The organism is Mesorhizobium sp. NZP2234, from assembly GCF_013170765.1.
Lineage (GTDB): Bacteria > Pseudomonadota > Alphaproteobacteria > Rhizobiales > Rhizobiaceae > Mesorhizobium > Mesorhizobium loti_D.
This window is the reverse complement of record NZ_CP033364.1, coordinates 6498489-6519781: the sequence shown is the minus strand read 5'-3', so window position 1 is coordinate 6519781 and position 21293 is coordinate 6498489. Positions and strand designations below refer to the sequence as shown.

The window sequence follows — 21293 nt, the reverse complement described above, 5'->3', positions numbered from 1 at the left end:
TCCATGCTGCATAAGTCTTTCCAGAACAGCGCGGGCGCCGCGCTGTTGCCGGCTCATGGCATCGGGGCTTCCGCCACCAAACCTGCCATCAGCATTGCTGGCTTGAGGGTGGCGTTCGGCGATGTGCCTGTGCTGCACGGTGTCGATCTCGCTGTGAACAAAGGCGAGGCCTTGGGTATCGTTGGCGAATCCGGCTGCGGCAAGTCCGTGACTTGGCGGGCGGTTCTTGGCCTGCTGCCGAAATCCGCCGAGATCGGGGGCGAGGCCAGGATTGGTGATCTCGATCTTGTGGGCGCACGACAATCCGTTTTGGATCGGGTGCGCGGCGGACGCATTGCCATGATCTTCCAGGATCCGGCCAGCGCGCTGAACCCGGTGCATCGCATCGGCGCGCAGATCACCGAAGCGCTTCGCCTGCACCGTGGCCTCAGCGGTGCCGCCGCCCGTGCCCAGGCCTGCCGCCTGCTCGACCAGGTCGGGATAGCCGCTGCGGCAAGCAGGCTCAACGCGTACCCCCACGAACTGTCGGGCGGCCAGAACCAGCGGGTGATGATTGCCATCGCGCTCGCCGGCCGGCCCGAACTGCTGATCGCCGATGAGCCAACGACCGCGCTCGACGCTACCGTGCAGGCGCAGATCCTGCTGCTGCTCAAAGATATTCAACGCGACACAGGCATGGCGCTGGTCATGATCAGCCATGATCTCGCCGCGGTGGCGGCCGTCTGTGACCGGGCCTGCGTCATGTATGCGGGCCAGATCGTCGAAACGGCGCCGAAACACACGCTTCTGACCGCGCCGGAGCACCCCTATACACGCGACCTGATCGGTGCCATTCCGCCCTCGCACGGTCCGCGCATGCGGTTGACCGCCATTGCCGGCGCGCCGCCACAACGCAATCTGCCGCCGGGATGCGCCTATGCGCCACGCTGCCGGCACGCGATCGCGGTATGTCGCACGAGCCGACCGGAACCGCGGCAGGTCGCCGCGCGGCATTCGGTGCGTTGCCTTCGTTTGGACGCCGGCACGTATCAATGACCCTGCTGCGTCTCAACAACATCACCCGTCGCTTTCCGCTCGGCTCGCCACTCTACGGACCGCGGAAATATCTTGTAGCAGTCGATGGCGTGTCGCTGGATGTCGAGATGGGCCGGACGACCGGCATTGTCGGCGAATCCGGATGCGGCAAGTCCACCACCGGCCGTATTGCGCTCGGTCTGGAGCCGCCGGACAGCGGAGGTGTGTTGTTTCAGGGTTTTCCGCTGCCGCGCATCGACAGCAAAAAGTGGCGCGCGCAGCGGCGCCAGATGCAGCTGGTCTTTCAGGACACCTTGGCAGCGCTTGACCGCCGAATGACTGTCAGCGCTCTCATCGCCGAGCCGCTGGCGATTCACGGGATTGGCGATCCGGCAAGCCGCGAGCAACGTGTGGCCGAGCTTCTCCACGGCGTCGGCCTCGGCGAAGACCATGGCAGGCTCTATCCGCATCAGCTTTCCGGCGGCCAGCGCCAACGCGTCGTGCTTGCCCGGGCGCTCGCGCCAAAACCCTCGCTTCTGGTTTGCGATGAGCCGGTCTCGGCGCTCGACCTGTCCGTCCAGGCGCAAATCGTCAATCTGCTCATGGATCTTCAGCAGGAGCTCGGGCTCGGCCTCTTGTTCATCAGCCATGACTTGCGGGTCGTTCGCCATGTCAGCGACCGGATCGTCGTCATGTATCTTGGCCGCGTCGTCGAGCAGGGGCGCGCCGACGCCATTATCGATCAACCCGCCCATCCCTATACGCAGGCGCTCGTCTCGGCCATGCCGAGGCTTCCGGGCGGCTTCGATCATTATGTGGCGTTGCCAGGCGAGCCGCCGAGCCCCACCGATCGGCCCTGCGGATGCCCGTTTCATCCACGCTGTCCACTTGCGCGCGATGTCTGCCGCCAGAGCCTGCCCGAACTCCTGCCGCTAGGACCGGAACGGCAGGTCGCCTGCCATTTGGTGAGGCATTGATGAGTGCGGTGTTTCGTTTCGCCGGCCCCAAGGTCCTGCGGGCTGGCCTGTCGATCCTGATCGTAGTGACCTTTACATTCGTGGTGCTGCGGGCCTCTGGAGACCCGGCGCTGCAGATACTCGGTCCCAGCGCCCGCGCCCCGGATCTTGAGGCGTTTCGCCGGCATTGGGGGCTCGATCAGCCTCTGTATGTGCAATATGTCCGCTATGTCCTGGCGGCACTTCACTGCGATTTCGGGAATTCCATGCTCGCTGGAAAACCGGCCCTGCAGCTTGTGTTCGAGCGCGCGCCCCTGACATTGGCGCTGATGCTGCCGGCACTGGCGCTCACGATGCTAATCGGCATTCCGGTCGGCGCCTACGCCGCCATGCATCGCGACACCTGGGTCGACCGATCGGTGATGATGCTGACCGTGTTCGGCTTCACCGTGCCAAGCTTCGTGCTCGGGCTATTGCTGATCCTGATCTTTTCCGTGACGCTCGGCCTGTTCCCGTCCGGCGGCGCGGATCGGCCGGAAAGCTTCGTACTGCCGGTGCTCACGCTTGGTTTGGGCGGGGCGGCCATTATCGCGCGCTTCACGCGTAGCGCCATGATCGAAGTTCTGTCGCAGCTCTACATCGTGGCGGCCAGCGCCAAGGGCGTGACGTGGCGGCAGGTGGTTCGCCACCATGCCTTTCCGAATGCGATCATTCCTGTGCTGACGCTGTTCGGTCTGATGCTCGGCGGGCAGGTCGCGGGTGCCGTACTGGTGGAAAGCGTCTTCGGCTGGCCCGGCATCGGCCAATTGCTGGTGGTTTCGGTTGCGAACCGTGATCTCGCCGTGGTGCAGGTCATCCTCCTTCTCGTGGCGCTGACCATGACGTCGGCCAACCTGCTGATGGACCTGCTTTATGGCGTGTTCGATCCGCGCTTGCGTGGAACAAACTCAGGATCGCAATGAAAACGGCAACTGTAGAAACCAACCGTCCGTCGCCTCGCACGGTGGACCTGCCGACACTCCTTGCTGTGGGCTGGGTTCTCCTCATGCTCTTCACGGCGCTCGCCGCGCCGCTGATGGCTCCCTATGAGATCACTTCCATCGACCTGCGCCATCGCCTGACGCCGCCCGTCGGCTTTGGCGGAACGATGCTACATGCCCTGGGAACCGACGATCTGGGCCGTGATGTGGCCTCGCGTCTTTTCTACTCGATCCGCACCAGCTTGCTGGTCGCCTTCGGCGCCACTGCGATCAGCGTGTTGGTCGGTACCGGGATCGGCTTCATCGCCGCGTATTTCCGCGGGCTCGTCGAGCATGCGCTGCTGCTAATGATCGACGTACAGGCTTCGCTACCATTTCTAATCGTGGCGCTGGCAATGCTCGCCTGTTTCGGTAATTCGCTGACGCTGTTCGTCGCCCTGATGGGACTTTATGGCTGGGAGCGGAATGCGCGGTTGGCACGAGGACTGGCAATCACCGCCAGCGCGCAGGGCTATGCGAGCGCAACGCGCCAACTCGGCGCCCATCCGCTGCGTGTCTATCTGCGGCATATCCTGCCCAACAGCGCGGCGACGCTTCTCGTGGCGGCGACGGTGACCTTTCCGGAAATCGTCCTGGTGGAAAGCGGACTCTCCTTCCTCGGCCTCGGCGTTCAACCGCCGATGACCAGCCTGGGTGTCATGGTCGCGGCCGGCCGCGAGTATATCACCCGCGCCTCCTGGATGCTGCTCGCTCCAAGCCTCGTCATTGTCATCACGGCCGTTGCCGTTAGCGTCCTCGGCGACTGGTTGCGCGATAAGCTCGACCCGACCCTCAAATAACGGTTTCCCAATGCAAAGGAGCTGATCTCCACACTTGTCGACGGCTACGCTCTTGCACAGGACGGGGTGCCGAACCTTCGCCCGCGGCCGGTATCGACGTAACCGGAATACAGCATATGGATCTCGTCGCGGGCCCGCGTCAGGGCCAACATAGAACAGCCGTCGGCTTTCGCGTCGCGCCGCCGGCTGCTCGTTGTGCCAGGGCAAACCGCCCAGATCGAGTCCCACCATGATCACGACATCATCTTCGCAGCCCTTTGCCGAGTGCGGCGTCAACAGATTAAGATGGAGAGGCGACGCGTCGCGTCCACCGAGGCTCGCCAGATCCAGGTCGGCGAGCGGCCCGCCGACAGCGAGCGCCGCCGACATGCGCACCACCTGTTCGCGTTGATCGGCGAGGCTTGGCTCTGCCGCCATCAGCGCATCGAGCATTCCCGGCCGCAGCGCGCCGATTGGCGAAGTTTGTAATTTTGATCCGCGAAATTCGCACGGCGCCGTCCCCCCAGTTTTTTCTATTCGCGGACGCAATTGGCTCGCTCGGCGATATCGGCACATCGCGCCATCAGCGCTTCGAAAGGCTCCGCGTCTTCCAGAAGAAGCCCGTCGTCGACCATGCGGGCGTAGTCCTCTTCAAGCGCCTTCAGACCATCGCCTGCGGGCACAAGCCGCAGACCGCCGTTGACAGCCGCCGCGTAATCGATGGGCGTTCGATCGGGCGCTTTCTCGGCGAAGAACATGGTCTTGTGGCGCGCCACTGCGTTCGCCAGATCGCGATCAGCAAAGGCGGACGGGGTAAAACCAGTTTCGTCCAACCGCGCGACATTGTGCCAGTGACGAGCAAAGCGATCGCCGCGCCGGCGCTCCTGCAGCCAGAAGACATGGATGGCCGTCGCCTTCTCCCAGAAGGTTCGCTCCGCATGCATCACGCGTGGACGAGCCGTGGGAAAGGTCACGCCCTCGGTCAGGCCAGACGCGTCGCAGGCGATGTCGTTAGTCGGAGGCAACTATGAGCAGATCGCAAAAACGCGCCATTCAAAGCTATCGATCTCGCCTCAGCGAGCGCGGCTTGGCGCGCTTCGAGGTGCTTGGCCGCGATGCCGATCGCGACCTCATTCGATCTTTGGCTCGCCGCCTGGCCGAAGATGGACCGGATGCCTCTAGCCTGCGCGCTGCTGTCAGCCAGACCATCGCCGGCGAGCCACCCAAGCTTGGCGGGATTCTCGCCGCATTGCGTCGTTCGCCGCTCGTGGGAGCTGACCTCGATCTTTCCCGCCCCCATGAAGAGGGGCGGAAGATCGACCTGTGACACGCTACCTCCTCGATACCAACATCATCAGCGATGTCGTCAAATCGCAGCCTTCGGAATCGCTCCTGGCATGGATGTCGAGACAGCGTGACGAGGATTTGTTCATCGCTTCGCTGACCGTTGCGGAAATTCTTCGCAGGGTTCTGGAGAAGCCGCGCGGGAAAAAACGCGACGCACTCGACAACTGGTTCTCTGGGCCTGAGGGGCCGCAGGCGCTGTTTGCGGGCCGCATCCTCTCGTTCGACGACAAGGCAGGGCTGATCTGGGCGCGGCTGATGGCAGGAGGAAAACTGGCCGGCAAGCCGCGCAGCGGGCTCGACATGATCATCGCCGCTGTCGCCGGTGCGAACGAGTGCGTGCTGGTAACGGATAACGAAAAAGACTTTGCCGGGCTCAAGGTCGTCAATCCGATACGCGGAGCGGTCTGATGCGGCGGCGGGGTTAAGGAATGCTCGGGAGGGCAAGATGGCTGAAACTCAGATAGAGTGGACAGAATCCACTTGGAACGCTCGCGGATTTGGCTGATCCCCGCTCCTTCAGCGCGCCAAATCCAGCGGGACGAGCTCCCAGATGATCTACAGCCAAGGGAGGGTCTTCTCGAGCTCGGCGATCTTCTCGCTGTAGATGGCGATCTGCTGGAGGTAGAGACGACCAACGTCGCGGACGATCGGCTGGATGAGGCCTTCCTCGTCTTCGATTGCATCCGCAAGGCGCTTCACGTGGGCCGGGCCGTGTGGGGCGACGACCCCGTGCTTCGGCGAGGTGGCCGCGCAGGGCGTTTATCAGCTGCGTGCGCTGGCGCACCAAGAGGTCGCGCGTGCGGAAGATCATCGACCGCGCCTCTTGCTCCTCGGTTTTGACAGCCACGAAGCGCATTGTCGGCCTGAGGGCCGCTTCCGCGTGCCGCTTTACAAAGGACTTCACATAGACCGGCGGCAGGAGCCGGACGGCATGCCCGAGCCCGCCGATCGTACGCCCCCAGTCGTGGGCGGTCGCGCTTCCATCGCCACCGTGCACCGGGGCTGTCCGGCGAGAAACGGCAGCAACTGCGCGCGACAGCTTCTTGCGAAAGACAACCTTCCCGTCACTCGCCGCGCCGTGAACCTGGAAGACCGGCTTTGCGAGATCGATTCCAATGATGGTAACTTCCATGGATGCCGTCTCTGTCTTGGTCGATTCTGGCAATCACCAAACTGGCACATTGCGATGGCGTCGGGAGGGGGCATCTACTCCATCAGATTTTGACAACTAGCTTCTTTCCGGGCTCCGCGGCCGACGTCTTACTCAACGCCATCCGACATTTCCTGTCGCCTTTGTCAGGGCCGCGACACAAGTTTATTTAGCCAATTTAATATTTTTGCCAAATGTTAAACAGCTGAAAAGCAATCATAAAATTTCTTCTTCGATCCAACCGGCCGAATTGGCACGAGTTTTGAAACGATCGGTGCGAGGCGGCGGGATCTGCCGACCGGCATTGAAGTCGCGGTAACCGCTATGGATGGAAAGAAGGAAGGAAGCAACATGTCAGGTCTGCGTCAGATCGCATTCTACGGAAAGGGGGGCATCGGCAAGTCCACCACCTCTCAAAATACGCTAGCCGCCCTGGTCGACCTCGGACAGAAAATCCTGATCGTCGGCTGCGACCCCAAAGCCGACTCCACCCGGCTGATCCTGAACGCAAAGGCGCAGGATACCGTTCTGCATCTCGCCGCCCAAGAAGGTTCTGTGGAAGACCTTGAACTCCAGGACGTGCTCAAGATCGGCTACAAAGACATCAAGTGCGTGGAGTCCGGCGGCCCCGAGCCGGGTGTCGGCTGCGCCGGCCGCGGCGTCATCACCTCGATCAACTTCCTCGAGGAGAACGGCGCCTATGATAATGTCGACTATGTCTCCTACGACGTGCTGGGCGACGTGGTGTGCGGCGGCTTTGCGATGCCGATCCGCGAAAACAAGGCCCAGGAAATCTACATCGTCATGTCCGGCGAGATGATGGCGCTCTATGCCGCCAACAACATCGCCAAGGGTATCCTGAAATACGCCCATTCGGGCGGCGTGCGGCTCGGCGGGCTGATCTGCAATGAGCGACAGACCGACCGCGAGCTCGACCTCTCCGAGGCGCTGGCCGCCAGACTCAATTCCAAGCTCATCCACTTCGTGCCGCGCGACAACATCGTCCAGCACGCCGAACTGAGAAAGATGACGGTAATCCAGTATGCGCCGGACTCCAAACAGGCAGGGGAGTACCGCGCGTTGGCCGAGAAGATCCATGTCAATTCGGGGCAGGGCACCATCCCGACCCCAATCACCATGGAGGAGCTCGAGGATATGCTGCTCGACTTCGGCATCATGAAGACGGACGAGCAAATGCTTGCCGAGCTTCAGGCCAAGGAAGCGAAATTGGCCGTCGCTCAGTAACTGCCGCTACCGACAGGGGGCGCCGACCGTGACCTGGCGCCCCTTTATACGAAACAAGGCCTCGTTGGTGAGGCGTTACCCGAACCTTGAAAGGGGCAGGTCCCATGGGCCTCGACTATGAGAATGACGGCGCTTTGCATGCGAAGCTTATCGAAGACGTGCTGTCCCAATATCCAGACAAAGCGGCGAAGCGTCGCAAGAAGCACCTCAGTGTCGCAACGAGCAAGGACGAGGCCGGAGGGGAGGACAAGGGCCTTTCCGAATGCGACGTCAAATCGAACATCAAGTCCATTCCGGGCGTGATGACAATCCGCGGCTGCGCCTATGCCGGCTCCAAGGGCGTGGTATGGGGTCCGGTCAAGGATATGGTCCACATCTCGCACGGGCCGGTCGGCTGTGGGCAATATTCCTGGTCGCAACGCCGCAACTATTACGTCGGCACGACGGGCATCGACACATTCGTGACAATGCAGTTCACCTCCGACTTCCAGGAGAAGGACATCGTTTTCGGCGGCGACAAGAAGCTGGAAAAGATCATCGACGAGGTCGAGGACCTGTTTCCGCTCAGTGGGGGCATCTCGGTGCAGTCCGAATGCCCGATCGGCCTGATCGGGGACGATATCGAGGCAGTGTCGCGTAAGAAGGCCAAGGAGCACGAAAAGACGATTGTACCGGTGCGCTGCGAAGGTTTCCGCGGCGTTTCACAATCGCTCGGCCACCACATTGCCAATGATGCGATCCGCGATTGGGTCTTCGACAAGGACGATGTCGATTTCGAGTCTGGCCCTTACGACGTCAATGTCGTTGGCGACTACAACATTGGCGGCGATGCCTGGGCTTCGCGAATCCTGCTTGAGGAGATTGGACTTCGGGTGGTCGGCAACTGGTCGGGCGACGCCACGCTCGCCGAGATAGAGCGCGCGCCCAAGGCCAAACTCAATTTGATCCACTGCTACCGGTCGATGAACTACATCTGCCGGCACATGGAGGAAAAGTACGGCATCGCCTGGATGGAATACAATTTCTTCGGCCCCACCCAGATCGAGGCCTCCCTGCGCAACATCGCCAAGCATTTCGGCCCGGAAATCGAGGAGAAGACCGAAAAGGTCATCGCCAAGTACCGGCCCTTGGTCGATGCCGTCATCGCCAAGTACCGACCGCGCCTCGAAGGCAGGACGGTGATGCTCTATGTCGGCGGGCTGCGTCCTCGTCACGTCATCACTGCTTACGAGGACCTCGCTATGGTGATCGTCGGCACCGGCTACGAGTTCGCCCACAACGACGACTACCAGCGCACCGGCCATTACGTGAAGAATGGCACGCTCCTCTATGACGACGTCACCGGTTACGAGCTGGAGAAGTTCATCGAAGGCATCCGCCCTGATCTCGTTGGCTCCGGTATCAAGGAGAAATACCCGGTGCAGAAGATGGGCATCCCGTTCCGCCAGATGCACTCCTGGGACTATTCCGGCCCGTATCACGGTTATGACGGCTTCGCCATTTTCGCCCGCGACATGGATCTGGCCATCAACAACCCGGTCTGGGGTCTCTACCGCGCGCCGTGGAAAAAGATGAAGGACGCGCCGCCGACGGCGGTCGCCGCCGAATGAGGACTGGCCTCCCTCCCTGGCAGGGAGGCGGATAAATGCTTGGGGCGTGCTCGATCCACGCTGGATGCCCTTTAACGCTTTGATGTCCCTGTGCTGCCGCTTGCCGCAGCCAGATGGAAAAGGTGACCACCATGCCGCAATCGGCCGAAAAAGTTCTCGACCATGCTCCCCTGTTCCGCGAGCCGGAATACAGACAAATGCTTGCCGAGAAGAAACTGAATTTCGAATGTCCGCACCCTGATCAGATCGTCACCGACCAACGCGAATTGACCAAGACTTGGGAATACCGCGAAAAGAACCTCGCTCGCGAGGCGCTTGTCATAAACCCCGCCAAGGCCTGCCAGCCGCTCGGCGCGGTGTTCGCGGCCGCGGGCTTCGAGCGCACCATGTCTTTCGTCCACGGTAGCCAGGGCTGCGTCGCCTACTACCGCTCGCATCTGTCGCGACATTTCAAGGAGCCTTCGTCAGCGGTTTCCTCCTCGATGACCGAGGACGCGGCAGTGTTTGGCGGCCTCAAGAACATGGTCGACGGGCTCGCCAATACCTACAAGCTCTACGACCCCAAGATGATCGCCGTCTCGACTACCTGCATGGCTGAGGTCATTGGCGACGACTTGCGGAGCTTCATAGAGAACGCCAAGAACGAAGGCTCGGTCCCGTGCGACTTCGACGTGCCTTTCGCTCATACGCCTGCCTTTGTCGGCAGCCATGTCGATGGCTACGACGGCATGGTGAAGGGCGTGCTGGAGCATTTCTGGAAGGGCAGCGAGCGCTCGCAAGCCGCTGGGACCATCAACATCATTCCAGGCTTCGACGGATTCTGCGTCGGAAACAACCGAGAACTCAAGCGCCTCCTCAACCTGATGGGTGTCACTTATACCGTCATTCAAGACGCCTCAGACCAGTTCGACACGCCGTCGGACGGCGAATACCGCATGTATGACGGTGGCACGAAGATCGAAGACGTGAAAGGCGCACTCAACGCGGAGGCGACACTGTCGCTGCAGCATTACAACACCCGCAAGACGCTGGAATATTGCAACGAGGTCGGGCAGGCGACGGCATCCTTCCACTATCCGCTTGGTGTCCAGGCGACTGACGAATTCCTGATGAAGATCTCGGCGATTTCCGGCCAGGAGATCCCCGAGACAATCCGGATGGAGCGCGGCCGACTGGTTGACGCCATGGCGGACAGCCAGTCATGGCTGCACGGCAAGAAGTACGCAATCTATGGTGATCCGGACTTCGTCTACGCCATGGCCCGCTTCGTCATGGAGACCGGCGGCGAGCCGACACATTGCCTCGCGACCAACGGCACATCGGCCTGGGAGGCCCAGATGAAGGAATTGCTTGCATCCTCGCCCTTCGGCCAGGATGCCCAGATCTGGGCGGGCAAGGATCTCTGGGCAATGCACTCGCTGCTCTTTACAGAGCCGGTGGACCTGCTGATCGGCAATTCCTATGGCAAGTATCTGGAGCGCGACACCGGCACGCCGCTGATCCGGCTGATGTTTCCAATCTTCGACCGGCACCATCACCATCGCTTTCCCCTCATGGGCTACCAGGGTGGATTACGCGTGCTGACGACGATCCTCGACAAGATATTCGACAAGCTCGATCGCGAGACGAGCGAAACGGGCGTGACGGACTATTCCTATGACCTCACCCGCTAAGCCCGTACCGGCTTTTCGTCGAGGCCGACCATTGCCCAATGGACTTCGGAGACTGACGCAATGACCTCGCTCAGTGCCAAGATCCAGGACGTTTTCGACGAGCCGGCCTGCGATACCAACCGCGGCAAGGATGCCAAGGCGCGCAAGGAGGGCTGCTCGAAGCCGCTGACCCCCGGGGCGGCAGCCGGCGGCTGCGCCTTTGACGGCGCCAAGATCGTCCTGCAGCCGATTACCGACGTTGCGCACCTGGTCCATGCGCCGCTCGCCTGCGAGGGCAATTCCTGGGACAACAGAGGCGCAGCTTCGTCCGGGCCAACCCTGTGGCGGACAAGCTTTACAACCGACCTCACCGAACTCGACGTCGTGATGGGGCAGGGCGAGCGGAAGCTGTTCAGGGCGATCCGCGAGATCAAGGAAACATATGCGCCGCCGGCAGTCTTCGTCTATTCGACCTGCGTGACGGCGCTGATCGGCGACGACATCGAGGCCGTGTGCAAACGCGCGGCCGAAAAATTCGGCTTGGCCGTGGTGCCGATCAATGCGCCGGGCTTGGCCGGCTCCAAGAACCTCGGCAACAAACTGGCCGCCGAAGCGTTGCTCGATCATGTCATCGGCACGGTGGAACCCGACGACGCCGGACCCTACGACATCAACATCCTTGGCGAATTCAACCTCTCCGGCGAATTCTGGCTGGTGAAGCCGCTGCTTGATCGGCTCGGCATCCGGGTGCGCGCCTGCATTCCGGGCGATGCGCGTTACATCGACGTTGCATCCGCGCACCGCGCCCGGGCGGCTATGATGGTGTGCTCGAGCGCACTCATCAATCTGGCCCGCAAGATGGAGGAGCGTTGGGACATCCCGTTCTTCGAGGGCTCCTTCTACGGCATAACCGAGACCTCGGAGGCACTTCGCAACATTGCTGAGCTGCTGGTGAGGAAGGGCGCCGATGCGGAGATCCTCGATCGCACAGACACGCTGATTGCTGAGCAGGAGGCGATTGCGTGGAAGAAACTCGAGGCCTACCGCCGGCGGCTTCAAGGCAAGCGCGTGCTGCTCAATACGGGCGGTGTGAAGTCCTGGTCAGTCGTCCACGCCCTGATGGAGATCGGCATGGAGATCGTCGGCACTTCGGTCAAGAAATCCACCGTCGAAGACAAGGAGCGGATCAAGCGGATCCTCAAGGACGAAAACCACATGTTCGAGCAGATGGCAGCGCGCGATCTTTACGCCATGCTCTCAAAACACAAGGCCGACATCATGCTGTCGGGCGGGCGTACGCAATTCATCGCCCTGAAGGCCAAGACACCGTGGCTCGATATCAACCAGGAGCGCCAACATCCTTATGCCGGCTATGACGGCATGGTGGAACTTGTACGGCAGATCGACCTCGCCATTCATAACCCGATCTGGGGCCAGGTGCGGGAGCCGGCGCCATGGGATTGCCAGCCTGTCGGGGAGGACGATCTGGCGAGCACGAAGAACGGGACCGCGACTGTGAACGCTTTCAATGAATTCGCCGGCGCGATGGCTCACCGCTTCGGCGACCGATGAGGAAATCCGATGGTCCGCATCCTTCGCAATACCAAATCAGCGGCGGTCAACCCGCTGAAGTCGTCGCAGCCGCTGGGTGCCGCCTTCGCTTTTCTTGGAGTCGAGGGTGCGATGCCCCTGTTCCACGGCGGCCAAGGCTGCACCAGCTTCGCGCTCGTGCTCTTCGTGCGGCATTTCAAGGAAGCGATCCCCTTGCAGACAACGGCGATGGATGAGGTGGCAACCATACTCGGCGGAGCGGACCATCTGGAAGAGGCGATCCTCAACCTCAAAACCCGCACTAAGCCAAAGCTGATAGGAGTGTGCACGACCGCGCTGGTGGAGACCCGTGGCGAAGACTGCGCGAGTGATATCGCCAACGTCAAGCTGAAGCATGCGGAAGAGCTCGGGGGTACGGAGGTTGTGCTGGCCAACACGCCTGATTTCGGCGGCGCTATCGAAGAAGGCTGGGCCAAGGCTGTCGCGGCGATGATCGAAGGGATTACACGGTCGGGCGCACGGACCCGGCAGCCGAAGAAGATCGCGATCCTGCCCGGATGCAACCTCACTGTCGCTGACGTCGAGCATTTGCGTGACATGGTTGAAAGTTTTGGGCTCAAGCCGGTTATCCTGCCGGACGTCTCCGGCTCACTCGACGGCACGGTTCCTGACCGCTGGGTAACCACTACCTATGGCGGCACCAGCGTCGAGGAAATCCGCGAGCTTGGCACGGCCGCGCAATGCATCGTCATCGGCGAGCACATGCGCCACCCGGCGAAAACGCTGCACGGGTTGACCGGCGTGCCTTACGCGGTGTTCCAGTCGCTGACCGGATTGAAGGCCGTCGACCGGTTCGTCTCGCTGCTATCGGCGGTTTCGGGCGCGGCGGTGCCGGACCGGGTTCGCCGTCACCGGGCGCAATTGGAGGATGCATTGCTCGACGGACATTTCCATTTCGGAGGCAAGAGAATTGCGATCGCTGCTGAACCAGACCAACTCTATCAACTCGCAACCTTCTTCACCGGCATGGGCTGTGACATCGCGGCGGCGGTCACGACGACCGATATGTCGAAGATTCTGCAAAAAGTACCGGCGGAGTGGGTTCAGATCGGCGATCTCGGCGATTTGGAAGCTCTTGCAGCGGGCGCGGATCTTCTCGTAACACATTCCCACGGTCGCCAGGCGTCGCGACGCCTTGGCATTCCGCTCATGCGCGTCGGCTTCCCGATCTTCGACCGGCTCGGCAGCCAGCACAAGCTCACAATCCTCTATCGGGGGACCCGCGACCTGATCTTCGATGTTGCCAACATCTTCCAGGCCAACCAGCGCTCGCCGACGCCTGAGGCGCTTGATCCACTCCGGAAACGAGAAATGCCAGATGAGCTCCGTTCGTCGCCTCTCACTCGTCACTGACGAGGTTCACGCACCGATGACGGACCGACGGGCAGGCGCATTGCGCGTAGCCATCGCCACGCAAGACATGACGAATCTCAATGCCCATTTCGGGTCGGCCAAGCGCTTTGCTGTCTACGATGTGACGCGCGAGGAGTGGCATCTCGTGGAAGCCGTGGCCTTCGATGACATTTCCGATGAGAGCGGGAAGCGTCGGACCGAGGGCGATGACCGCGTCACGCCGAAGGTGGAGGCGCTGAAGGGCTGCCATCTGCTGTTTTGTCTGGCCATCGGCGGGCCTTCGGCAGCAAAGGTTATTTCGGCAAAAATCCATCCAATCAAGGTGCCGCAGCCACAAACCATCCAAGAGGTGCTGTTGCGCACGCAGATGATGCTGAGAACGTGTCCTCCGCCCTGGCTGCGCAAGGTGCTGGCCGAGGCTGGTGTCGCCGAAAAGAAACCCTCCTTCGAGGATGAGGACTGAAACAAGGAAAGAGCAAAATGATTGAAGTCGCGATCAGCCCTGCTGTCAACGATGACGAGGCGGCCCTTGGCAGCCCGTTCGTCAAATGCCTCGTGCGGCTGATCCTTGCTCAAGATTCCCACGGGTCGTGGGACGGCAAAGCGGACGCCGAGTTGCTGGCCGACTTCATCGTCAGCAAGGAACGGCGTCGCACGATCCCAATCATCGGCGATCCCGATCCGGACGTGCTGTGGAGGCTCGACAAGTTTTACACTGCCGTCGCCCTTGCGATCGAGGAGCGCTCCGGCCTGATGGCATCGCCGATGATCGAAATGAGCCATGAGGGGTTCGGGCGCGTGCTTTTCACTGCCGGGCGGCTGGTCGTTCTGTCCAAGACCGTGCGCGACGTCCATCGGTTCGGCTTCGAGACTTTCTGCAAACTCGCCGCGGCCGGTACGAAATTGGTCGACGATGCCATCGCAGCCATCGACGCCTATCCCGAGGTGGCACGGGCATGAAACCAATTTTCGAGCAAGAGGATCATGTCAGGCCTTGAGGAGCCGCGATGGCCAGCCCACGCGGCCGACGCGGTCGAGGCCAATGTGGTTCTCGGGGTAGCGCTGATGAAGCCACTCGTCCTGATCTGTTCGCAAGATGCGGAGTTCTATCTGTTCCTCAGCCACATACTGGAGGTGGACGGCTTCGTCAGTGAGCCGGCAGGCGGCGCCAAAGAAGCACTTGCAAAGGCCGACGAACGGGAATTCCAGGCCGTGGTGCTGGACTGCGGTCCGACGAGCCTTACCGGGTCCGCAATCTGCGCCCGGCTCAAGCGGGAACCCCGGACCGGCGGCCTGCCCGTCATTGCCCTGATCGCGCCCGGCGCCGAGAACCAGCACCTTGATCTGTTGAAGGCCGGCATTGACGAGAGCTTTGTGCGGCCAATGGCGCCGGCCAAGCTGCTCGATTATCTGCGGACGAGGCTGGCGCTGCCGAAGCCGGGTTCAAACGGGATTGAAAACGACAGCTGGCTTTCCTATGGCAGCCTTGAGATGAAGCTCGATGCCCACCGGGTTTGCGGCAATGGCCATGACATCCATCTCGGACCGATCGAGTTCAACGTGCTGCGGCATTTGCTCGAGGCTCCCGGCAAGGTCTTCAGCCGGGACGAGCTGATCGGCGGGGCCTGGCCACCCAATATCCATGTCGGTTTACGCACAGTGGATGTCCACATCAGTCGGCTCAGAAAGGCGCTGGAGACGGCCTCGACCGGTATCGTCATCCGTACCGTCAGGTCGGCCGGCTACTCGCTCGAGAAGCTGGACGGCTGAATCGAGTGCCGGGTCTGGTGCCACTCCCTTTTCCTCGCGCTGTGAGCCGGTCTTGCGGCCTGAAACGCCCTCCTCGAATACTCAGGAAGAAGCAGGAAAATGGGCTTTAAAACGGTACTCTGTTTGACCGGCGGTGACCATTCCGATCAGGACGTCAGAACTGCTGCCGGCTTGTGTGCGGAAATCGGCGCGCACCTTTCCGTACTGATCATACCCCCTCCGACGCTCCTTATGTCGCATCGGCGGATCGGAGATGGTGTCCCAGAGTGGCCGGTAGCACGTGGACAGGCAATTGCCAGATTGAACGATCGGTTTCGGCAAATCGATCGATTTACACAGAACGCGGTCAGACTGGAAAAACGCTCCAGAGATATTCAGAAACTGCTGGAATCTATGTCGCTCGCCTATGACGTTGACACCGACTATTACGATCCGGCCAGCCTCGGTGAAGTGGCACGACAGCGGGCGCTCTGCGCCGACCTCACGATCATCGGACCGGGGCTCCTCAACGACGAGAATCTCGGACCTCCTGTGGTCAACGGCTGCTTGTTCGATACGGGAAAGCCGGTGCTCGTTGTGCCGAAGGGGGCTGAGGCGACGCTGTGGCCACGGCGCGTCCTGGTCGGTTGGGATTCGCGAGTCGAGGCGTCCCGTGCGGTTCGAGAAGCGCTGGGCCTCCTATGCGTTGCTGAGGAAGTTCGTGTCGCCCTGGTCGATCCGAAGGCCAACTACAACGGGAACGGCGCGGAGCCTGGAGCCGACATCGCTGCCTATCTCACTCGGCACGGTGCTCGGGTGTCGGTTGACCTCCTACCAAGTGCCGGCAAATCGGCGGCCACGGTGCTTGCGCAGCACGCAATCGACATTTCTGCGGACATGATCGTCATGGGCGCCTATGGCAGCCGTCGGCTGCGTGAGCGGCTCTTTGGCGGTGTGACCAGATGGATCTTTGGAAAGCCGACATTGCCGCTGTTTTTGGCTCGATGACGGTTCCGGACCCGCACCGATGCTGTTCAAAGCTCTACTGTGACGCCTGCATTCATACGTAGATGGGCTCCATCGAAATAATCGATCTTACGAAGAGTAACGAACATGAAAAGCATTGCTCGGGAGGCGACGCCCGCCGGAAATCTCTCCAGTCATGCGCAAGGCGGAGGTGAAACGGCCAGAGCGTGACCAGTGTCAGCCTCGACAATGGCGACAGGCTGGAAGTCGGCATCGTCGTCAACTCAGCCGGGCCGAATGCCGGCACGGTGGCTGCCATGGCGGGGCTGGTGTTGCCGGTCGAGCCGCGCAAGCGCAACGTCTTCGTCTTCGAGGCGCGCGACAAATATTCTGATATGCCGCTGCTGGTCGATCCCTCCGGCATCTATGTCCGGCCGGAAGGCTCGGTCTATCTCACTGGCGGTGCCGAACCGGAAGGCGACGGCCCGGCCGACCCCACCGATTTCGAGGTAGACTGGCCGCTGTTCGAAGAGGTGATCTGGCCGGTGCTGGCGACCCGCATTCCCGCCTTCGAGGCGATCAAGCCGACACGCGCCTGAGCCGGCCATTACGACTACAACACGCTCGACCAGAACGCGGTGATCGGCCCGCATCCGCAGGTTAAGAATTTCCTCTTCGCCAATGGTTTTTCCGGCCACGGCCTGCAGCAGGCGCCGGCGGTCGGCAAGGCGCTGGCCGAGCTGATCGTGCACGGCGGCTACCGCACGGTGGACTGCTCGGCGTTTGGGTACAGCCGTGTCGCTGAAGGGCGGGCGTTCAGGGAATTGAATGTGATCTAACGCTGGCGGACAGCCCCCCTCTCTGGCCTGCCGGCCATCTCCCCCGCAAGGGCCCGCAAGGGGGGGAGACCGGCAGCTTCCCTGGCGGCTCCAAACTTCTAGCCTTGGAGATTGGCGAAGGCAGCGATGACGGCCAATCTCCCCCTTGCGGGCGCGGTCAGCGGGGTCCTTGCCTTTGGCGATGCATGTCGTGGCTGGACCGGGTGAGGTGAGTCCGGCCCGTCTACCCAGCCTCTGCGCCCGCCCCGAAGCCGCTCGCCCGCTCAGCGCTATGAGGGCGCGCTCGCGAGCGGCTTCGCGAACGCTGCGCTACAGCACGTGCAGGGACGCGACCCCAGTGAAGGCATACTCCAGCGTGGCTTCGCCGATTCCGTTTCGTTGGCCCCCCTCAAGACGGTCTTCCAACCGAAGGCCGAACGCGCCAATTCGCCAGCCAACTCCATCAACGATTGTCTAAATCCGCAACCTGGGGCGGTTCGCTCGTTTGCTTGAGCACGGCACAGACGGGATCGCGAGTACGATGCCGCGGAATGGGAACGCACCCATGCTTGGGCACGAGGGCCCCGAGCCAACGCGCATCGCGCCAATCGGCGTCGTCACGTTCGAGATACATCACCGGCTGTTCGGCGCTTTTACGCTCGCATATGCGCCGGCACGCCGCTGGCGATCGATGACGCATCTGCCGACGAGGCTGCTCGTTCCACGAAAAAGCGATAAGCGCGAGATCAATGGGCAACCTCGTCGGGATCGAAAAGAGCGCTAAACCGGGTTGCTAGATCAACCCAGGGTGCCGCGTCGCCGCTCTCTGAAGCTATTCGAACGACCGCCGCCAGATAATCGGTAAAAGCCTTCAGTCTTATGGCGCCTTGCTCTGAGAGGCAGTCAATGGCGTCAAGCCGCTGGTAAACGGCAGCGAGCATATGTTGCACCAAAAGCAGGGAGGATGGGCAAGGGCAATCGCTCTTACTCGCGAGGCGCCTGCACTCGCTGCAAAGCGGCGGAATGTCCTCTAAGGCTAGGTAGCTGGAAAGACGTTGTATGAGATTGTCAGTGGCGTTCCTTGTCGAGAAGCCGTCCACCAGCTCCCCATCGCGTTGGTTCAATGAGATATCACTGTAAAAGTTCATGGTTCTTCCTTTCCGATGGCGAGGCTAGGCTTCCGCGAGATAGTCGTGGATGACCTTCCCGAGCGCGAGCGTGAGATCTGCGACGAGGTGTACTGCCGAGACTACTTCCAGCACCGGCAGTTCGGCGACGGGGGCAAGCGCATGCGACCAGAGGTTCAGGGCTGCCGGGCCGGTCCAGGCGCCCCTCAAATGGACGTCCTCTAGATGATATTCCACGAGCTCACAGATGCGCGGCGTGCCGTCGACATGCGGAATAATTTTGAGGAGGAAATTCGGTTCAGCGAGCGAGGCCCTCACGCTCGCGAGGTCGGCGGCTCGGTGCTTGTAGCCCATGGTACCCGTCGCGACGCGGACCGGCCCGTAGTCCAGCGTGCCAACAAGGGTATCCGTCTCCGTTCGGAGCGTTGGGCTAGCGAGCTTCTTGGGAAAGCCCCACAACTCGCGTCCGCCCGCTATCGGCGGATGGTCGTCGAGAAACATGCAGTGGGTATAGCTCCCCCTGCGGCCACAGAAGGAGACAGGGATGACCTGTCCGCCTTCCGTGTAGTCGCCGAAGCCCGTCGAGTCCGGCATGCGAATGAACTCGAACTTGACCATAGGCTCGCACACCTGAAGCGGCTCCGGCACAAGGTCGCGCAGTTTCTGCGGATCGGTGCGATATGTGATGATCAGGTACTCCCGGTTGCGGAAGCGATATGGGCCGGCCGGGTAGGCCGGGCTGATCAGGGGCATGGCGAAAGCTTTCCCACGGACGGTATCTTGGTGCATGTTTGAAATTCCTTTGTGCTGGATCAGGTGGGCTTAGATCGGTCTGCATGATGGCGGCGAGGCTCTCCGAGGTGCTGTCGTAGCCTCGTAAGGGATGCATGGCGTAATCGCGCGTAGCCATTTGCGCTGGGCAATTGCCTTGGGGCGCGAGGCGATGGTCGCGGACGCGGTTCCATGGCTCCGGTTGTGAAAGAGAGGCAAGATTCGAGGTAAAGTGATTTTGTTCCTTATTTGAAGGCGCTGCTTCCCGTCTGCCCTCGTGGTAGGAGGAGGTGGAGTGGCGGCTAGCTCCGATTTGTCCTTGTGACGGGGTTTGCGGATCGACGCGCATGCGCCATGCCAAATGAGAAATCGTTCGGTGCCCGCAGGACAGACGGCCTCGGCGAGCCAGTCGAGAGAGAAGTTCTTCGCCTCACGCGGATCAGATACAAATTCCCGAGCACTGCGGTGATGTAGCAAGAAGGCCTGCGACGCCACCAAACCTCTGTCGCGAAAATATGAGGTGACGCGGTATCCGCCGTCTAGCCAAACAGCATACGCAGCATCCGGCAGCACGCACTCGACGGCCTAGCCCCATCGCCGGCTTCAGGACAAAAGATCAGCTATGAGCCGGCAGGCAGTCGCTGCACGCGGCGGTCAGGTCGTGTAGATCTTCCGCGCACACAGCCGGCGCCGAAATGATGCTAGATGATGAGCCGACGCCAACATTACCGCAGGGGAGACAGCCAAGTCTGTCCTCAAGCGTCTGAAATGCATGTCCAAAAGCTGACAGCGACAAAAAACATGTCTGGTCCAAAACAACCGGCCGCCTTGGGCGTGAGGTTTCTCGAAGCCTACTCGCGCAGTTGCTGCGGCTAAGCGCGCTGGCACGGCCTTTGCTGGAGATGCGGCAATATTGAGTCGGGGCTGACCGCATAAGAACGCGAGACGATTGATGGTCTGCTGCGCCATCTCGGCGGCGCGTTCGCTCAACGGTCACGGCTACACCTTGGCAACGGCTGACGCGCGACTTTGCGGTTGCGCCGCCCTGCCGCGCCGATGCGCCCAAAGTTCGTTGATAGTCCGCTCGGCCGATTGAGGTACCGGCTGTTGACTGCTGCCAAGGCGGAGATGGCTGGGCTCATTCGGACTGTCTTGACCGTCGGTGTCATGAAGCCAAAGACACCATACTGGACGTTATGCATGACCAAGACGAGTGGGAGTCACAACGAATGATTTTACCGGAACTGCGCTCTGCTATCCCAGCCGGCAGAGTTTTGGAGATAACGACGACCACAGGATGCATCGTGGGATGTTCATATTGTCCGCAGGACAAGTTCGCTGACCGGCAAAGAAAGGTATCTGATACGAAGCATCTTAGTCTTGGAGATTTCAAGCGCTGTCTGGCGCGCGTACCAGCCTCCGTCGACATTAGTTTTGCCGGGTATTCTGAGCCATGGCTCAATCCGGATTGCACCGAAATGGTCGAGCACGCTTCCGCCAAAGGCCACGGCATCAGGATTTTCACGACGCTTGTGGGAATGAAGGGGCAGGATCTACAACGCTTGCAGGCGCTGCGGTTGGGGGTATTCGTGGTTCATGTTTTTGATGATGGCGCCCACATGAATAGCCGCCTTGTCGGAGCCAAGTATCGCGATTTGGTTGGTCAACTCGTCGACGCCGACATCCCTTCGATCCGATTCGTGGTTTTGGGTGAGCCCCATCCCGATATCGCCGACATTATCCCTGCCCAAGCCCTAGTTCGCGCGCGACCGGTGAGCAGCAGGGGTGGAAGCGTAGACCCTAAGATTGTAGAACCACGGCAGCCAGTCGTCGGAGCGCTGATATGCGTGGACGAACGGCAGTATCGGAATGTACTCCTTCCAAACGGCGAGGTCACTCTCTGCTCCATGGATTTTGAGCGGCGTCACGTATTGGGCAACCTTCTATGCGACGAATATGGCGATCTCTTTAAAAGCCCAGTTTTTTGCGAAATCGTCGATCGCATGAATGGAGCGGCTGGTTTTCTGCTTTGCAGGATGTGTGAATTTGCCGATCCAAACGATAGAACTGACTGACGCCGGCTGACCGCGGCGGGCCTGAAATGCCGACGTCCCTGAAACGGCAAG

The 21293-nt window shown here is 61.2% G+C and carries 19 protein-coding genes and 3 pseudogenes; 17 read left to right on the top strand and 5 right to left on the bottom strand.

Annotated elements, in window-relative coordinates:
- The first annotated feature begins 3 nt into the window (after positions 1–3).
- Genes EB230_RS31420 through EB230_RS31405 form a run of 4 tightly spaced genes read left to right on the top strand, consistent with a single transcriptional unit; the run spans position 4 to position 3789 of the window.
- On the top strand, positions 4–1035 hold the full coding sequence (locus EB230_RS31420) for an ABC transporter ATP-binding protein (protein ID WP_172352468.1): 1032 nt from the start codon (positions 4–6) through the stop codon (positions 1033–1035).
- Positions 1032–1991, top strand: a complete 960-nt coding sequence (locus EB230_RS31415) for an ABC transporter ATP-binding protein (protein WP_172374762.1) — start codon at positions 1032–1034, stop codon at positions 1989–1991. The genes EB230_RS31420 and EB230_RS31415 overlap by 4 nt, the downstream gene beginning before the upstream one ends.
- Positions 1991–2932, top strand: a complete 942-nt coding sequence (locus EB230_RS31410) for an ABC transporter permease (protein WP_172374760.1) — start codon at positions 1991–1993, stop codon at positions 2930–2932. The genes EB230_RS31415 and EB230_RS31410 overlap by 1 nt, the downstream gene beginning before the upstream one ends.
- Positions 2929–3789 carry an ABC transporter permease gene (locus EB230_RS31405; RefSeq protein WP_172374758.1) on the top strand — a complete coding sequence of 287 codons (861 nt, stop codon included), beginning with the start codon at positions 2929–2931 and terminating at the stop codon, positions 3787–3789. Before EB230_RS31410 ends, EB230_RS31405 begins: the two co-directional genes overlap by 4 nt.
- Positions 3790–4301: 512 nt before the next feature.
- On the opposite strand, the pseudogene EB230_RS31395 reads toward EB230_RS31405, so the two are convergent.
- Positions 4302–4778 (bottom strand): annotated as a pseudogene (locus EB230_RS31395) (nucleotidyl transferase AbiEii/AbiGii toxin family protein); the annotation flags it as partial.
- A gap of 17 nt (positions 4779–4795) precedes the next feature.
- Here EB230_RS31395 and EB230_RS31390 point away from each other — a divergent pair.
- Together EB230_RS31390 and EB230_RS31385 are read left to right on the top strand one after the other, a co-directional pair.
- Complete coding sequence (locus EB230_RS31390; RefSeq protein ID WP_172374756.1) at positions 4796–5095, top strand: hypothetical protein; 300 nt, start codon at positions 4796–4798, stop codon at positions 5093–5095.
- Entirely contained in the window at positions 5092–5523 is a 432-nt protein-coding gene (locus tag EB230_RS31385; protein WP_172352466.1) for a PIN domain-containing protein, read from the top strand. Before EB230_RS31390 ends, EB230_RS31385 begins: the two co-directional genes overlap by 4 nt.
- A gap of 147 nt (positions 5524–5670) precedes the next feature.
- Here the strand turns inward: EB230_RS31385 and EB230_RS32510 are convergent, their stop codons facing one another.
- Together EB230_RS32510 and EB230_RS32875 are read right to left on the bottom strand one after the other, a co-directional pair.
- Positions 5671–5814, bottom strand: a complete 144-nt coding sequence (locus EB230_RS32510) for a hypothetical protein (protein ID WP_157385576.1) — start codon at positions 5812–5814, stop codon at positions 5671–5673.
- Between the two features lie 34 nt (positions 5815–5848).
- Positions 5849–6247: pseudogene (locus EB230_RS32875) on the bottom strand (IS110 family transposase); the annotation flags it as partial.
- A 369-nt stretch (positions 6248–6616) separates the two neighbouring features.
- On the opposite strand from EB230_RS32875, the gene nifH reads away from it, so the two are divergent.
- The 10 genes and pseudogenes from nifH to EB230_RS31330 form a co-directional block, all read left to right on the top strand.
- Complete coding sequence (gene nifH, locus EB230_RS31375; protein ID WP_006331760.1) at positions 6617–7510, top strand: nitrogenase iron protein; 894 nt, start codon at positions 6617–6619, stop codon at positions 7508–7510.
- 104 nt (positions 7511–7614) lie between these two features.
- The gene (gene nifD / locus EB230_RS31370) at positions 7615–9120 is read left to right on the top strand and encodes a nitrogenase molybdenum-iron protein alpha chain (protein WP_172374754.1); all 1506 of its coding nucleotides are present in this window, start codon (positions 7615–7617) and stop codon (positions 9118–9120) included.
- 131 nt (positions 9121–9251) lie between these two features.
- The gene (gene nifK, locus EB230_RS31365) at positions 9252–10793 is read left to right on the top strand and encodes a nitrogenase molybdenum-iron protein subunit beta (RefSeq protein WP_172374752.1); all 1542 of its coding nucleotides are present in this window, start codon (positions 9252–9254) and stop codon (positions 10791–10793) included.
- Between the two features lie 60 nt (positions 10794–10853).
- Positions 10854–12344: a nitrogenase iron-molybdenum cofactor biosynthesis protein NifE gene (nifE, locus tag EB230_RS31360; protein ID WP_172374750.1), complete on the top strand. Its 1491-nt coding sequence runs from the start codon at positions 10854–10856 to the stop codon at positions 12342–12344.
- Between the two features lie 9 nt (positions 12345–12353).
- Entirely contained in the window at positions 12354–13736 is a 1383-nt protein-coding gene (gene nifN / locus EB230_RS31355; protein WP_172374748.1) for a nitrogenase iron-molybdenum cofactor biosynthesis protein NifN, read from the top strand.
- Entirely contained in the window at positions 13702–14199 is a 498-nt protein-coding gene (gene nifX, locus EB230_RS31350) for a nitrogen fixation protein NifX (RefSeq protein ID WP_172375230.1), read from the top strand. Before nifN ends, nifX begins: the two co-directional genes overlap by 35 nt.
- Positions 14200–14216: 17 nt before the next feature.
- A complete protein-coding gene (locus EB230_RS31345) occupies positions 14217–14696 on the top strand; it encodes a NifX-associated nitrogen fixation protein (RefSeq protein WP_172374746.1) in 480 nt (159 codons plus the stop codon).
- Positions 14697–14720: 24 nt separating this feature from the next.
- Entirely contained in the window at positions 14721–15506 is a 786-nt protein-coding gene (locus EB230_RS31340) for a response regulator transcription factor (protein ID WP_172374744.1), read from the top strand.
- Between the two features lie 99 nt (positions 15507–15605).
- Positions 15606–16493: a universal stress protein gene (locus tag EB230_RS31335; RefSeq protein WP_172374742.1), complete on the top strand. Its 888-nt coding sequence runs from the start codon at positions 15606–15608 to the stop codon at positions 16491–16493.
- A 185-nt stretch (positions 16494–16678) separates the two neighbouring features.
- A pseudogene (locus EB230_RS31330) lies at positions 16679–17290 on the top strand (FAD-binding oxidoreductase); the annotation flags it as partial.
- Positions 17291–18015: 725 nt separating this feature from the next.
- Here the strand turns inward: EB230_RS31330 and EB230_RS31325 are convergent.
- Positions 18016–18417 carry a hypothetical protein gene (locus tag EB230_RS31325; protein WP_172374740.1) on the bottom strand — a complete coding sequence of 134 codons (402 nt, stop codon included), beginning with the start codon at positions 18415–18417 and terminating at the stop codon, positions 18016–18018.
- 24 nt (positions 18418–18441) lie between these two features.
- Entirely contained in the window at positions 18442–19185 is a 744-nt protein-coding gene (locus tag EB230_RS31320) for an acetoacetate decarboxylase (RefSeq protein ID WP_172374738.1), read from the bottom strand.
- 1211 nt (positions 19186–20396) lie between these two features.
- Between EB230_RS31320 and EB230_RS31315 the strand changes: the two genes are divergently transcribed.
- Positions 20397–21242 (top strand): radical SAM/SPASM domain-containing protein, encoded by an 846-nt coding sequence (locus EB230_RS31315; RefSeq protein WP_036241273.1) that lies wholly within the window; start codon positions 20397–20399, stop codon positions 21240–21242.
- The last annotated feature ends 51 nt before the right edge of the window (positions 21243–21293 follow it).